This is a genomic window from Aeromonas sp. QDB25 (genome assembly GCF_027707725.1).
Taxonomy (GTDB): domain Bacteria; phylum Pseudomonadota; class Gammaproteobacteria; order Enterobacterales; family Aeromonadaceae; genus Aeromonas; species Aeromonas caviae.
Map to the genome: position 1 here is coordinate 33,701 of NZ_JAPCIZ010000012.1, position 14,722 is coordinate 48,422.

The window sequence follows — 14,722 nt, forward strand, 5'->3', positions numbered from 1 at the left end:
CGGCATGATGCCGGATCCTTGATCCATGGTGGGGCACTGATAGCGTAAAGTGGCCTATTCTAGCGATCCCCCCCGCGCTTGTCTTGATGATGTGGGATCTTTAACGGGTGATCCCGGTGATGGCGCACGCCGGGGACCCTGTCAACGAATGGTATGGAGAGGCAATGCAGCTCAACGACGCGCTCGCGCATCAGATAGTCAGCCGGGCGATGAAGATCCTCTCGTTCTCGGTCAACGTCATGGATGAGCGGGGACTCATTATTGCGTCCGGCAATCCGGATCGGCTGCACCAGCGCCACGAGGGGGCCGTGCTGGCCCTGACCGAGAACCGGGTGGTGGAGATAAGCGAGGCCACCGCCAGGGAGCTCAAGGGAGTGAGGCCTGGCATCAACCTGCCCATCGCCTATCAGGGGGAGCTGCTCGGCGTCATCGGCATCTCGGGGGATCCGGACATCGTGCGTGCTTACGCCGAGCTGGTGCGCATGACCGCCGAGCTCATCCTGGAACAGGCGGCACTCACCGAGCAGTTGCAGTGGGACAAGCGCCACAAGGAGGAGCTGGTGTTGCAGCTCATTCGCGGCGAAGGGCGGGCCGATCAACTGCAACAGGTGGCCCGCTTCCTCGAGCTGGATCTCGCCCAGCCCCGGGTGGTGGCCGTGCTGGCGCTGGAGGAGGCCGAGCCCGCCCAGGTGAGGGAGCTGGTTCACCTGCTGGAAAACCCGGAGCGGGACAACCTGGTGGCCATCAACGGCCTGGACGAGATAGTGGTGCTCAAACCCGCCCAGCTCAGCGACGGCGTCTGGCAGTCGGCGCAGGAGCGCAGCCGGATCCGGCAGCTGCTCTCCCGTATTCCCCATTTCAAGGTTCGCATCGGTGTGGGTGATTACTTCGCCGGCATCCCCGGGCTGGCGCTCTCCTACCAGACGGCGCGAGACACCTTGCGCCGTGGCATGCGCCAGTCGCCCCGCAAGCAGGTCTATTTCTTCGAGGATTACCGGCTTTCAGTGCTGCTCGGCACCCTGGCGGACTCTTGGCAGGCGGATCAGCTGCGGGCTCCGCTGCAAAAGCTGGCGCAGGAGGACACAAAGGGAACGCTGCAAAAGACGCTGCGCCAATATTTCTTGCAGGATTGTGATCTGCATCCCTGTGCCGAAGCCCTGTTCATTCACCCCAACACCCTGCGTTATCGACTGACCCGGATAGAGCAGATAACCGGTTTGAATTTCAACAAGTTAGATGACAAGTTTCTGCTCTATCTCGGGCTCAGTCTCGATAGCTGATTTGTCTTTTCCAACAAAAATGCAAGGCTGGTAAATGTTTTTTTTGGTTTTATGGCCAAAGCATTCCAGGCGGGGATCCCCATAATGGCGCCACTCATTACAACAACAAGGTGCCCGTCATGATCCCAGTCTCCGCGCTCGGCGCGCTCGCCGCGCTTTCCATCGCCATCTTCCTCATCCTGAAGAAGGTGCCGCCCGCTTACGGCATGATTGTCGGTGCCCTGGCCGGTGGCCTGATCGGTGGCGCCGACCTGACCCAGACCGTCGCCCTGATGATCGGCGGCGCCCAGGGGATCACCACGGCGGTGATGCGGATCCTGGCGGCGGGTGTGCTGGCCGGGGTGCTCATCGAATCGGGCGCCGCCACCACCATCGCCGAGACCATCGTCAAGAAACTCGGCGAAACCCGCGCCCTGCTGGCCCTGGCGCTGGCCACCCTGATCCTGACCGCGGTCGGCGTCTTCGTGGACGTGGCCGTCATCACGGTCGCCCCCATTGCGCTGGCCATCGCCCGCCGTGCCGATCTCTCCAAGGCGGCCATCCTGCTGGCGATGATAGGCGGTGGCAAGGCGGGCAACGTCATGTCTCCCAACCCCAACGCCATCGCGGCAGCCGATGCCTTCCACCTGCCTCTCACCTCGGTGATGGCGGCGGGCATCATTCCCGGCCTGTTCGGTCTGGTGATGGCCTACTGGCTCGCCAAGCGCCTCAACAACCGGGGCAGCAAGGTGGCCGCCGACGAGGTGGTGAGCGTTGACGGTGCCAAGTTGCCCGGCTTTGCCGCCGCCATCAGTGCGCCCCTGGTCGCCATCCTGCTGCTGGCCCTGCGTCCCATCGCCGGCATCGTGGTGGACCCGCTCATTGCGCTGCCCCTCGGCGGCCTGGTGGGGGCCCTGATGATGGGCAAGTTCACCAAGGTGAACCAGTTTGCCGTCTCGGGCCTGGCCCGCATGGCGCCGGTGGCCATCATGCTGCTGGGGACGGGGACCCTGGCGGGCATCATCGCCAACTCCGGCCTGAAAGATGTGCTCATCAGCGGCCTGACCGCTTCCGGTCTGCCCTCCTATCTGCTGGCCCCCATCTCCGGTGCCCTGATGTCGCTGGCGACCGCCTCGACCACGGCCGGGACCGTGGTGGCCTCCAACGTGTTCAGCGCCACTCTGATTGAACTGGGGATCAGCAGCCTGGCAGGGGCCGCCATGATCCACGCCGGCGCCACCGTGTTTGACCACATGCCCCACGGCTCCTTCTTCCATGCCACCGGCGGCAGCGTCCACATGGGCGTCGGCGAGCGACTCAAGCTCATCCCCTACGAAACCGCGGTCGGTCTGACCATCGCCGTTGTCTCCACCCTGATGTTTGGCGTGTTTGGCCTCGCCTAAGGAACTGATATGAAAATTGTGATCGCCCCCGATTCATTCAAGGAGAGCCTGAGCGCCATGGCGGTGGCCGATGCCATCGAGGCCGGTTTCAAGCAGGTGCTGCCGGATGCCACCTACGTCAAGCTGCCCATGGCCGATGGCGGCGAGGGGACGGTGCAGTCTCTGGTGGATGCCACCGGTGGTCGCATCCTGCCGGTCGAGGTGACCGCCCCCCTCGGTAACAGGGTGCAGGGCTTCGTGGGCCTGCTGGGGGATGGCAAGCGCGCCGTCATCGAGATGGCGGCGGCCTCCGGCCTCCATCTGGTGGCGCCCGAGCTGCGCAATCCGCGGCTCACCTCCAGTGTCGGCACCGGGGAGTTGATCCTGGCCGCGCTGGAGATGGGGGTGAACCACCTCATCCTCGGCATCGGCGGCAGCGCCACCAATGACGGCGGTGCCGGCATGATCCAGGCACTCGGCGGCAAGCTCCTGAAAGCAGATGGTACCCCCATCGCGCCGGGCGGTGCCGGTCTGGCCGAGCTGGCCACCATCGACCTGAGCGGGCTGGATCCCCGTCTGACCGGACTCACCATCGAGGTGGCCTGCGACGTGGACAATCCGCTGTGCGGCCCGAAAGGGGCGTCCGCCGTGTTCGGTCCGCAGAAGGGGGCAACTCCCGAGATGGTGGCCGAACTGGATGCCAATCTGGCCCGTTACGCGGACTGCATCGAGCAGGCGCTTGGCAAGCAGGTGAAGGAGATCCCGGGAACGGGGGCCGCAGGCGGCATGGGGGCAGCCCTGGTGGGGCTGCTCGGCGCCGAGCTCAAACCCGGCATCCGGATCGTCATCGAGGCGCTGAACCTGGCTGAGGCGGTGGCCGATGCGGATCTGGTCATCACCGGCGAGGGCCGCATCGACAGCCAGACCATCCATGGCAAGACGCCCATCGGGGTAGCTCGCTGTGCCAAGCAGTTCGGCAAGCCGGTGATCGGCATCGCCGGATGCCTCACCGATGACTGCGGCGTGGTGCACGAGCACGGGCTGGATGCGGTGTTCGCCGTGGTCAATCGGGCCATGTCCCTGCCGGAGGCGCTGGCCACCGCCACCACCAACCTGCAGCTCACGGCCCGCAACGTGGCGGCTCTCTACCTGCTGCGCAAATGACCCTCTCTCCTGGCCGATGCGGTGCATCGGCCTGACCTTGCCCCGTGCAGCAGAGTGAGCGGCCCGGCGTGGCACCTCTGACGCACTTGCCGATCCTTGGGTCGGCTTTTTTTATTATCCTGCTGTCTTTCATATGGTTTTTGTATTCTGACAAGGGGCTTTGCGGCATAGTGATCTCCCGACAGTGAGGGAGCCACGAGAAACAAGGCCCGCCTGAGGGAGGGCTTCCCATTCCGGGGGGCAATATGCGAGGTGCGAGCCATGATCCTGCTGACCCTGGGGGTGGTGTTGTTCACCCTGATCCATCTTTACCCCTGTTTTGCGGCACAGCACCGCGCCCGTCTGCGGGCTCGGCTGGGGGAGAACCGCTACAAGGGGCTCTTCTCGCTGCTGGTGTTCGTCGCCATCGGCTGCATCCTCGCAGGCTGGCGCAGTGCCAGCCCCATGCCCCTCTATTTTCTGCCTGTCTGGGGCCCCACCCTGGTGATGGGGATCATGCCGATCGCCCTTGTCCTGCTGTGTGCGGGGCAGGGGGCGAACCATTTCCGCCGTTGGCTGGTGCATCCCCAGCTGCTCGGGGTGCTGCTCTGGTCGGGGGCCCATCTGGCGGTGAACAGCGAGGCGCGCTCCCTGGTGCTGTTTGGCGGGCTCGGTCTCTGGGCACTCATCAGCATCGTCTGGATTTCGATGCGGGAGTGGGGCCGTCACCCCCGTGCCGCCGCCACCTGGCAGGGGACGGGGATCAGTCTGGGGGCGGGGCTGGCCCTCACGGCTCTGCTTATCTTCTGGGGACACGGCTGGCTGACCGGGATCCCCCTGCACTGATCCCTGAACCAGATTCCGGGGTCTTGCGTATGATGGACAAAACAATGGGAGTCACGTCGATGAAATGGTTCACCCTGCTGCTGATGCTCGGCTCGGGCGCGGTCTCTGCCGCCTGCCCCGATTACTTCAACGTGGAGATGCGGGAGCTCAACAGCACCCAGCGCCACAACCTCTGCCAGTTGACCGAGGGCAAGGTGGTGCTGGTGGTCAACACCGCCTCCTACTGTGGTTACAGCGGTCAGTTCCGGGATCTGGAAGCCCTCTATCAGGGCTACAAGGAGAAGGGACTGATGGTGCTGGGCTTCCCCTCCAACGATTTCTGGCAGGAGGCGGGCAACGAGAACAAAACCGCCGAGGTGTGCCGCCGGGACTACGGGGTGACCTTCCCCATGTTCAACCGGGTGGCGGTGCGGGGTTCGGATGCGGTGCCGCTGTTCAAGGGGCTGGCCGCGGCTGCCGACGGTGATGCGCCCAACTGGAACTTCCACAAGTACCTGGTCGGGCGGGACGGCAAGCTGATTGCGAGCTATGGCGCCAACCAGAATCCGTCGGATGATCCTCTCAAACAGCAGATCATCGATGCCCTGGGGCACTGACCCTACCCCATGGCGGGCCACTCTGGAATAATGCGGCCCCGCCATCCACTCCGGTGACACCGTGCTGCAACGTCTTCCCCAAATGGTGATCTTCGATGCCCTGGTTCGTGAACAGGGCATCTCGGCGGCTGCGCGCCGCCTCGGGGTCTCCAAATCCCACATCAGCAAGCAGCTCGCCCTGCTGGAAACCGCGCTCGGCGCCCAGCTGGTACAGCGCACTACCCGCCGTTTCGGGCTCACCGAACTGGGTCAGGAGTATGCCCGCCACTGCCGCGCTCTGGTGGCGGAGCGCCGTGGCAAGGTGAGCGGCGTGCTCCATCTGGGGGTTGGTCAATCCTTCGGGCGGTTGCACGTGATCCCGCGCCTCAAGGCGTTTCAGGCACGTTATCCGGATCTGGAGCTGGAGGTGTCCCTGTTCGATCACCGCACCAATCTGGTGGATGAGGGGCTGGATCTCTGGATCACCACCTACGAGGACAAACCCGAGTCCCTGGTAGGGCAGCGACTGGCAGACATCGGTTTCGTGCTGGTGGCCTCGCCGGATTATCTGCTGAGTCACGGCACGCCACTGCACCCCAGGGATCTGGCCCATCACAATTGCATCACCTACCAAAGCCGGGAGCGGCGCTACCACGAGTGGTCATTTCGCCAGGGCAAGGAGCGCCAGACGGTGCAGGTGGCGGGCAACTATCGGGTGGATCTGGCGGAAGCGGTGCGGGACGCCGCCCTGGCCGGGCTCGGCATCGCCTATGTGGCCAACTACCTGCTGGACAAGGAGCTGCAATCTGGTCAGCTCATCCCTCTGCTGCCCCAGTGGCAACCGAACCAGAAGATGGCGGTGCACGCCGTCTATGCCAGGCGAGAGCATCTGGATCCCAAGATCCGCCTCTTCATCGACTTCCTCAAGGAGAGCTTCGGACCCGGGCCCTACTGGGCGCAGCGACTCGCACCCTGGCTCGGGGGGAAATTGTCCGGCACCGAGGAATAATCGTTTCCATACAAGAACACTGGCGTGAGTGCGGTTTCAAAGTTGTGTCAAATCAGTCAGTTGGCGCAACCGATATCGTGCAAACGTTTTTGCTAACAGGGTTGTAACCCGGCGGGGTTGCGGCGGTGAGGGGAGGGGAGCAGAATCCGCGCCCATCTTCAGCCTCACTGGATGGAATCCCCATGATTGCCCTGCTTGGTATCCTGAGCATCCTGGCCCTTGCCGCACTCTGCTCTGATAATCGTCGTCGTATCCCGTTGCGAACAGTGGGCTTTGCCCTCTGCCTGCAAGTGCTCTTCGCCGCCCTGGTACTCTGGCTGCCCGCCGGTCAGCAGGTCTTGAACGGTGTCAGCGAGAGCGTCAGCAGCGTCATCGGCTACGGCCAGGAGGGGATTGCCTTCCTGTTCGGGGATCTGGCCAAGTTCAAGCTGGGCTTCATCTTCGCCTTCAACGTGCTGCCGGTGATCATCTTCTTCTCCGCGCTGATCGCCATCCTCTATCACATCGGCCTGATGCCCAAAGTGATCGCCCTGCTCGGCGGCGGCCTGCAGAAATTGCTGGGCACCGGCCGCGCCGAGAGCCTCTCTGCCACCGCCAACATCTTCGTCGGCATGGTGGAAGCGCCGCTGGTGGTCAAACCCTATCTCTCCAGGATGTCCGATTCCCAGTTCTTTGCGGTGATGAGCTGCGGGCTGGCCTCGGTAGCCGGCGGCACCCTGGTGGGCTACGCCAGCATCGGGGTCGAGTTGAAATACCTGATTGCGGCGGCCTTCATGTCCGCCCCTGCCGGGCTTGCCATGGCCAAGATCCTGGTGCCGCCCGCCGCGCAAGAGGAAGATCACCACGAAGACGTGGAGATCCCCCGCGCCACCAACGTCATTGAAGCGGCCGCCGATGGTGCCATGGCGGGTCTCAACATCGCCGTCGCCGTGGGGGCGACCCTGCTGGCCTTCGTCGGCGTGATCGCCCTGCTCAACGGCCTGCTGGGCTGGGCCGGCGACCTGGTGGGGCTGGATCTGAGCTTCCAGATCATCCTGGGCTGGCTGTTCGCCCCCGTCTCCTGGCTCATCGGCGTCCCCTGGGATCAGGCCCAGGCGGCCGGTGCCCTGATCGGCACCAAGATCGTCATCAACGAGTTCGTCGCCTTCATTGCCCTGGTGCAGGATCAGACCTTGAACGAGTCGAGCAAGGCCATCGTCACCTTCGCCCTGTGCGGTTTCGCCAATATCTCTTCCATGGCGATCCTCATCGGCGGCCTGGGGGCCATGGTGCCGGAGCGCAAGTCCTTCATCGCCCGCTACGGCATGCGCGCCATCCTGGCGGGGGTGCTGGCAAACCTGATGAGCGCCTCCCTGGCAGGCTTGTTCCTCGCCCTCTGATAGACCCTGGAAGTCAGCACCTTCCGGTCATTGCCCGCTTCGGCGGGCTTTTTTGCACCCGCTTGCAGGCAAAAAAAGCGCCTCTGGGGAGGCGCGGGGAAAAGACAGATTGGAAGCGTCACATGGGTGCCACCTGAATGAGGGATGAGCCGTCCCATCCAAGTGTGAAGCCATGATGCCTGATGCTCTCTGAAGCGCTTCTGAGGCGATTCTTCATACTGTGTTCATTTTCAAAATGCTGCTGCAATGTGATTTTTAAATGATTGATGCTGAAATAAAATAAATAATCAGTGATTTGTTTTGTTGTGCAGCTCAAAGGAAAGATGAATCGGGGTGGTGGGCACGCTCCTGCCATGGGGCGGATGCGGCGGCAGATTATCCCGGTGACGGCTCAACGCATCACGTAACCATGCTGTCAGATGGCAAACAACCAGTATGTGATTGGGGTGTTGCCCGTCATGGGCAGTGCAACGCCGCCTGCGGTCTGCTGTTGGGCCCAGCAACTCGTATGTGATGGAGATGCCGCTCGTCAGAGGAGCCGCGCGAGTGGCCTGTGGTCTGTGGTGCCTGCACCCGCAACCCGCATTTGACAGGAGGCGCACGCTCTCATGGGGTCAGCGCGAAGTGGTCTGCGGTCTCCTGCTCCAGTGCCAGCAACCAGCGCTTGATGGGGATGCCTCCCCCGTAGCCGGTCAGTTCACCGCTGCGCCCTATGACCCTGTGGCAGGGCACTATGATGCTGAGGGGATTGCGGCCGTTGGCGGCGCCCACCGCCCGCACCGCCCTGGGGTTGCCGATGGCCTCTGCAATCTGGAGGTAGCTGACGGTCTCGCCGTAGGGGATATCGCACAGTGCCTGCCACACGGCCTGCTGGAATGGTGTGCCCGTGGCGGCCAGGGGGAGATCGAAGCGCCGCAGGCGGCCGGCAAAGTAGGCGGCAAACTGCTCGACAAAGGGGGCCAGGGCGGCATCATCCCGCTGCCACTCCGCTTGCGGCAGGACGGGGCGCTCCCCTTGCATGAATTCCACGTGGCGCAGCCCGGCCCCATCGATGGCGATGAGCAGGGGCCCCTTGGCGCACTCACAAAAGCTGTACTGCATTCTCTTGTCCTCGGGCTTGTGGCAGGTCACTCCAGCACGGGCTTGCCGCGGGTGGATTTGATCTCTCCCTTGCGTTTCTTGGCATCGACCCGCTTGCGTTGGGAGCTGCGGGTCGGCTTGGTGGCGTGGCGGGCCTTGGGGCGCCAGGCGGCTTTTTTCAGCAGCTCGGCCAGGCGGCTCATGGCCTCCTTGCGATTCATGTCCTGGCTGCGATGGGTCTCGACCCTGATCTGGATGAAGCCGTCGTGAACCCGGCTGTCGCTGAGCCGCTCCAGTCCCTCCTTGTAGAGCGGCGGCAGGCTGGGGGAGTCGCGATAATCGAAGCGCAGCCAGACGGCGGAGTCGGTCTTGTTGACGTGCTGGCCGCCATTGCCCTGGGCCCGCATGGTCTGGAATTGCAGTTCATGCCAGGGGATGATCACGCTGTTGGAGATGACTAACATGGGGTGATGCTCTCATTTGGTGCATCAAGGGAGTCTGGTGCAGCTTGGTGCCTCATTATGGGGCGAGATGCGCTTCCTTGGTGATCCTGAGCCTTTCTGGCTCAGAGTGTCATATCTATCTATATGAAAATAAACGATAAAAATACTTGGCACAAGAATTGATGACCCATTCGTGACATACCATGGATTGGGAGCAACCAGATGAAGCTGATTACTGCGATTATCAAACCTTTCAAGTTGGACGACGTGCGCGAGGCCATCGCCAACCTGGGGGTGGAAGGCCTGACCGTCTCCGAAGTGAAGGGTTTTGGTCGCCAGAAGGGGCACACCGAATTATACCGGGGGGCCGAGTACCAGGTCGACTTTCTGCCGAAGGTGAAGCTGGAGATCGCCACCGCAGACGAGAACGTCGAAGGGGTGATCGAGGCCATCTGCAAGGCGGCCTATACCGGCAAGATCGGTGACGGCAAGATTTTCGTCTATGACCTGCTGCAAGCGGTGCGTATTCGTACTGGTGAGAGCGACGACGAGGCGCTCTGAGTATGCTCCTTTGCCCGGCCGGGTCGGGCAAAGGTCCGGGCAGGTTCTGCCGACAGTGTGAATGGGTGGTCGTCGAAAGACCGGATGGGATTCCATCCGGTCTTTTTGTTTGGCCGCTGATTAAATAGATCGTTCCAACCCAGCAAACCGCCTTGATCCTCTCCTCCCGATTCATGCAGAATGCAAACGAAAATGGTTATCACTCTTTACGCAGACAAGGAACGGATGATGAAAATGAAGATGTTGGCACTGGCTTTCTCCACGCTTGTCGCCCAGTCGGCGTTCGCCGCCCAGGAGGTAAACGTCTATTCGAACCGTCAGGATGAGCTGATCAAGCCCATCATCCAGCAGTTCGAGAAGGAGACCGGGATCAAGGTCAATGTGGTGTTTGCCAAAGAGGGGCTGAACGAGCGTCTGGAACGGGAAGGCAAGCTCTCTCCGGCAGATCTGATGCTGACCGTGGACATCAGCCGTCTGACCGAGCTGGTGGACAAGGACCTGGTGCAGCCGGTGGACAGCAAGACGCTGCAGGAGAACATCCCCTCCATCTATCGCGATCCGGACAACCGCTGGTTCGCCCTGACCACCCGGGTGCGTGCCATCTACTCCAGCAAGGAGCGTCTTGGCAAGCTCGACACCATCCGCTACGAAGATCTGGTCAAGCCTGAATTCAAAGGAAAAATTTGTACCCGTAGCGGCAAGCACGAGTACAATGTGGCGCTGGTTTCGTCCATGATTGCCCATCACGGCATGGCGGACACCAAGACCTGGCTGGAAGGGGTCAAGGCCAACCTGGCGCGCAAGCCCCAGGGCAACGACCGTGATCAGGTCAAGGCGATCAAGGATGGCATCTGTGATGTATCCCTGGGCAACAGCTACTACCTGGGTGCCATGTTGAAGGACCCGGCGCAGAAGTCCTGGGCCGACGCGGTGGAAATCAACTTCCCGAACCAGGGTGATCGCGGTGCCCACGTCAACGTGAGCGGCGTGGCCATGACCAAGTATGCCAAGAACAAGGACGCAGCACAGAAGCTGATGGAGTTCCTCTCCGGGGATACCGCCCAGCACATGTATGCTGATGTGAATGCCGAGTACCCGGTCAAGGCGGGGGTCGAGCCTTCTGCCATGGTCAAGTCCTGGGGCACGTTCAAGTCTGACCCCATGCCGGTCAGCGATTATGCCAAGCACCGCAAGGACGCCTTGCAACTGCTGGATGAAGTGAAATTCGACTTGTAATCAGATGGGGCCAACGGCCCCATCAACTTCTGTGGACTCATGAAACATTTTGGATGGATTGCCGGCAGCTGGGTCACCGCCCTGCTGCTGGGTTTGCCGGTACTCGCCCTGGTCTTCTCCGCCTTCTCGGCTGATGGGGAACTGTTTGCCCACCTCGCCGATACCGTACTGCCCGACTATCTGCGAAACACGTCCGGCCTGGTGCTGGGGGTGGTCTGCCTCAGCCTGCTGTTCGGAGTGCCCACCGCCTGGCTGGTGGCCATGTGCGAGGTGCCGGGGCGCCGCGCCCTGCAATGGGCGCTGATGCTGCCCATGGCGATGCCCTCCTATATCGTGGCCTACGTCTATACCGACCTGCTCGACTACTCGGGCCCGCTGCAGGCGGGGCTGCGTGCCCTGTTTGGCTGGCAGGGACCGGCCGACTACTGGTTCCCGGCCATTCGCTCCCTCGGGGGCGCCGCCTGGGTGCTGGCGCTGGTGCTCTTCCCCTATGTCTATCTGCTGGCACGGGCCTCCTTCCTGGAGCAGTCGGTCAGCCTCATTCACTCCAGCCGTCTGCTCGGCTGCACCCCCTGGCAGAGCTTTCGCCGCCTGAGCCTCCCCCTGGCCCGCCCGGCCATCATGGTGGGGGCATCTCTGGTCGCGATGGAAACTCTGGCGGACTTTGCCACCGTCCACTTCTTTGCCATCAACACCCTGACCACCGCCATCTACGACACCTGGCTCGGCTACGGCAGCCTGGCGACCGCCGCCAAGCTCTCCTGTCTGATGCTGCTGGCGGTGGTGCTGCTCATCGCGCTGGAGCGCCGCTCCCGCCAGCGCCAGCAGGTGTTCCAGAAGTCCATGGGCTTCGAGCAGCCCCTGCGTTACCCCCTCGGGGGCCTGAGGGGCGTGCTGGCCGGGCTCTGGTGCTGGGGCCTGGTGCTGGCGGGGTTCGCCCTGCCGTTCGTCATCCTGTTCGATTACGGGGTGCGTTACTTCGCGCTGTCGTGGACGCCCGAATTCGTGCGCTTTGCGGGCAACAGCCTCGCCATCTCGGCCCTGACCGCCCTGCTGGCCATGGCCATTGCCCTGCTGCTCGGCTTCTTCCGTCGCCTCGATGGGGGGACTCGCAGCCTGCTGCCCCTGCGCCTCGCCGCCATGGGCTATGCCATGCCGGGGACCGTGCTGGCCATCGGCGTGCTGGTGCCGCTCACGGCCCTGGATTTTGGCATCAACGATCTGGCCGAGTGGTTCGGGATGCCGGGCCCCGGTCTGCTCCTGACCGGCACCCTCACCGCCATCGTGTTCGGCTATCTGGTGCGCTTCGTGGCCATCGCCATCGGGTCGGTGGAGAGCAGCATGAGCAAGATCTCCCCCAGCCTCGACATGGCTGCCCGCTCTCTGGGGCAGGGGGCGGGCGGCATGCTGCGTCGCATTCACCTGCCGCTGGTACGGCGCGGCCTCTTTGCCGGCGCCATGCTGGTGTTCATCGAATCCATGAAGGAGCTGCCCGCCGCCCTGCTGCTGCGGCCGTTCAACTTCGAAACCCTGGCGACCCACGTCTATCAGTTCGTCTCGGACGAGATGCTGGAGCGGGGGGCGCTCGGTGCCATCGTCATCGTGCTGGTGGGGCTGATTCCCCTGCTGTGGATCAACCGTACTCTGGATGGTCCAGGCCATTGAGCGGCCCCGTCCGGCATCACTACGCGAGAGGAAAAGAACCTTGTCCTGCCTGAATATCGAGAAGGTCAGCTGTCACTACAATGGCCGCCCCGTGCTGGAGCAGCTCTCCCTGCAGGTGGCCGACAACGAGATAGTCTGTCTGCTGGGGGCCAGCGGCTGTGGCAAGACCACGCTGCTCAAGGCGGTGGCCGGTCTGCTGCCCCTGGCCCAGGGGGAGATCCGGCTGGGAGAGACCCTGCTCGATGCCCCCGGCGTGAGTGTGCCGCCGGAGGCCCGCCATATCGGCATGATCTTCCAGGATTACGCTCTCTTTCCTCACCTGACGGTGGCCGAGAACGTCGGCTTCGGCCTGACCGGGCAAGATCGCGGCAGCCGCCAGCAGCAGGTGGAAGAGGCGCTGGCGCTGGTCAACCTGCAGGGGTTGGGGGAGCGCTATCCCCACCAGCTCTCCGGCGGCCAGCAGCAGCGGGTGGCCATCGCCCGCGCCCTGGTGTGCAAGCCGCGCCTGATGCTGCTGGACGAGCCCTTCTCCAACATCGACACCCAGGTGCGGATGAAACTGATCCTCGAGATCCGCGCCCTGCTCAAACAGCAAGGCATTGGGGCCATCTTCGTCAGCCACAGCAAGGAAGAGGCCTTCGCCTTCGCCGACCGGCTGGCTCTGTTTCGCGCCGGTCGCATCGAACAGGTGGGGGAGCCGGAGCAGCTCTATCGCCGCCCCGGGAACCGCTTCGTGGCGGAGTTTCTCGGCGGGGTCAACTATCTGGCGGCCGAGGTGGTGGACAGCCACTGCGTGCAGACCCTCCTTGGAACCATCTGCGGTCAGGAGCCCCATGGCCGCGCGGTGGGGGATCGGTTGCAGCTCATGCTCAGACCTCAGCAACTGGCGCTGACGGCGGAGGATGACGGTGAGCTCCGGGTGCGTGAGCAACAGTTCCTGGGCCATCACTGCCGGGTACTGGTGGAGTGTGGCGGCCAGCAACTGGAAGCCAGCATCGGTGATCCCCTGGAAGGGGAGCGCGCGCGGGTGACCGTGGCTCCTCATGCCCTGGTGTTGTTTGACCCCTTGCCATGAGTGCGTGGTATTGTCGTGAAATCAATGAACTGGAAGCGCGCTGGTTTATAATCGCGCCACGCCCATAGCCAACGCACTTGGAGAGAGACATGAAAGCCCAAGCCGGGATCTGCGCAGAGCCGAATCTGCACGCCCTCTATCTGATGTTCAATCGCACCGGTGACGCCGCTGCCCTGACCTCCCGCCTGGCCAGCCTGCCAGCACTCTGGGAGGCGGTGAGCGCCGACTTCCCCGATGCGGCCTTCAGCGGTCTGGTCGCCGTCGGGGCCGACGCCTGGGATGATCTCTATCCTGCCGCCCGGCCGCCCCAGTTCCGCGGTTTCATGGCGCAATCCGCCAACGGTCAGGAGGCCCCCAATACCCCGTTCGATCTCTTCGTACAATTGCGTGCTGATCGGGTGGACGTGCTGCATCATGCCGGTCATCGCGTCATGGCCCTGCTGGCCGGGCTTGTTGAATTGGCCGAGGAAGTCCGCGGTTTTCGCAACCAGGATTGCCGGGATCTGACCGGTTTCGTCGACGGCACCGAGAACCCGCAGGATGAGCACCGCGCCGAGGTGGCGTTGCTGGACGGCGGCGAGTTCGCCGGTGGCTCCTACATCCACGTGCAGCGCTGGGTCCACGCCATGAGCGACTGGGAGAAGCTGGCCCTGAAGGAGCAGGAAGACATCATAGGCCGCACCAAGGTCGACAACATCGAATACGAGTCCGCCGACAAGCCGCTCACTTCCCACATCAAGCGGGTCAACCTCAAGACCCCGAAGGGAGAGTCCATGGAGATCCTGCGCCAGAGCATGCCCTGGGGCACCATGAGCGAGCAGGGGCTCTACTTCATCTCCTGCTGCCGCACGCCGCTGCACTTCAACGCCATGCTGGCCAGCATGTACAAAGGGGAAGGCAGCCACTTCGATCACCTGCTGCGCTTCACCCGGGCGGTGACCGGCGCGGCCTTCTTCGCCCCTTCCGTCGATTTTCTGGTGGCCGAGGGCAAATAAGCCCGGCCTGCCGACCGCTCAAAACAAAAAATCCCGGCCAAGGCCGGGATTTTTGTGCGGATCGCCCAAGGCGA

General features: G+C 63.2%; 14 protein-coding genes. 12 read left to right on the forward strand and 2 right to left on the reverse strand.

Features of this window, described 5'->3' with window-relative positions; genetic code table 11:
* Positions 1-164 precede the first annotated feature (164 nt).
* From PG883_RS06285 to PG883_RS06315, 7 genes are all read left to right on the forward strand, one after another.
* A complete protein-coding gene (locus PG883_RS06285) occupies positions 165-1,280 on the forward strand; it encodes a sugar diacid recognition domain-containing protein (protein ID WP_128345706.1) in 1,116 nt (371 codons plus the stop codon).
* A gap of 119 nt (positions 1,281-1,399) precedes the next feature.
* On the forward strand, positions 1,400-2,662 hold the full coding sequence (locus PG883_RS06290) for a GntP family permease (RefSeq protein ID WP_042014914.1): 1,263 nt from the start codon (positions 1,400-1,402) through the stop codon (positions 2,660-2,662).
* A 9-nt stretch (positions 2,663-2,671) separates the two neighbouring features.
* Positions 2,672-3,805 (forward strand): glycerate kinase, encoded by a 1,134-nt coding sequence (locus tag PG883_RS06295; protein ID WP_041210943.1) that lies wholly within the window; start codon positions 2,672-2,674, stop codon positions 3,803-3,805.
* A gap of 261 nt (positions 3,806-4,066) precedes the next feature.
* Complete coding sequence (locus PG883_RS06300; RefSeq protein ID WP_223956177.1) at positions 4,067-4,630, forward strand: NnrU family protein; 564 nt, start codon at positions 4,067-4,069, stop codon at positions 4,628-4,630.
* A gap of 59 nt (positions 4,631-4,689) precedes the next feature.
* The gene (locus tag PG883_RS06305; RefSeq protein ID WP_010673063.1) at positions 4,690-5,226 is read left to right on the forward strand and encodes a glutathione peroxidase; all 537 of its coding nucleotides are present in this window, start codon (positions 4,690-4,692) and stop codon (positions 5,224-5,226) included.
* An 82-nt stretch (positions 5,227-5,308) separates the two neighbouring features.
* Positions 5,309-6,214: a LysR family transcriptional regulator gene (locus PG883_RS06310; protein ID WP_270807045.1), complete on the forward strand. Its 906-nt coding sequence runs from the start codon at positions 5,309-5,311 to the stop codon at positions 6,212-6,214.
* Positions 6,215-6,396: 182 nt separating this feature from the next.
* Positions 6,397-7,593 carry a NupC/NupG family nucleoside CNT transporter gene (locus PG883_RS06315; protein WP_039039970.1) on the forward strand — a complete coding sequence of 399 codons (1,197 nt, stop codon included), beginning with the start codon at positions 6,397-6,399 and terminating at the stop codon, positions 7,591-7,593.
* 606 nt (positions 7,594-8,199) lie between these two features.
* Here the strand turns inward: PG883_RS06315 and PG883_RS06320 are convergent.
* Together PG883_RS06320 and arfB are read right to left on the reverse strand one after the other, a co-directional pair.
* Positions 8,200-8,694, reverse strand: a complete 495-nt coding sequence (locus PG883_RS06320; RefSeq protein WP_042014974.1) for a methylated-DNA--[protein]-cysteine S-methyltransferase — start codon at positions 8,692-8,694, stop codon at positions 8,200-8,202.
* A 26-nt stretch (positions 8,695-8,720) separates the two neighbouring features.
* A complete protein-coding gene (gene arfB / locus PG883_RS06325) occupies positions 8,721-9,137 on the reverse strand; it encodes an alternative ribosome rescue aminoacyl-tRNA hydrolase ArfB (protein ID WP_042864455.1) in 417 nt (138 codons plus the stop codon).
* Positions 9,138-9,338: 201 nt separating this feature from the next.
* Between arfB and glnK the strand changes: the two genes are divergently transcribed.
* The 5 genes from glnK (at position 9,339) to PG883_RS06350 (ending at position 14,648) form a co-directional block, all read left to right on the forward strand.
* Positions 9,339-9,677, forward strand: coding sequence for a P-II family nitrogen regulator (gene glnK, locus PG883_RS06330; RefSeq protein WP_005332325.1), 339 nt, complete (start codon positions 9,339-9,341; stop codon positions 9,675-9,677).
* A 228-nt stretch (positions 9,678-9,905) separates the two neighbouring features.
* On the forward strand, positions 9,906-10,913 hold the full coding sequence (locus PG883_RS06335; protein ID WP_039039971.1) for a Fe(3+) ABC transporter substrate-binding protein: 1,008 nt from the start codon (positions 9,906-9,908) through the stop codon (positions 10,911-10,913).
* 39 nt (positions 10,914-10,952) lie between these two features.
* Positions 10,953-12,578, forward strand: coding sequence for an ABC transporter permease (locus tag PG883_RS06340; protein WP_124813113.1), 1,626 nt, complete (start codon positions 10,953-10,955; stop codon positions 12,576-12,578).
* A 40-nt stretch (positions 12,579-12,618) separates the two neighbouring features.
* On the forward strand, positions 12,619-13,653 hold the full coding sequence (locus tag PG883_RS06345) for an ABC transporter ATP-binding protein (protein WP_270807042.1): 1,035 nt from the start codon (positions 12,619-12,621) through the stop codon (positions 13,651-13,653).
* 89 nt (positions 13,654-13,742) lie between these two features.
* Positions 13,743-14,648 carry a Dyp-type peroxidase gene (locus tag PG883_RS06350; RefSeq protein WP_042864452.1) on the forward strand — a complete coding sequence of 302 codons (906 nt, stop codon included), beginning with the start codon at positions 13,743-13,745 and terminating at the stop codon, positions 14,646-14,648.
* Positions 14,649-14,722: the final 74 nt, after the last annotated feature.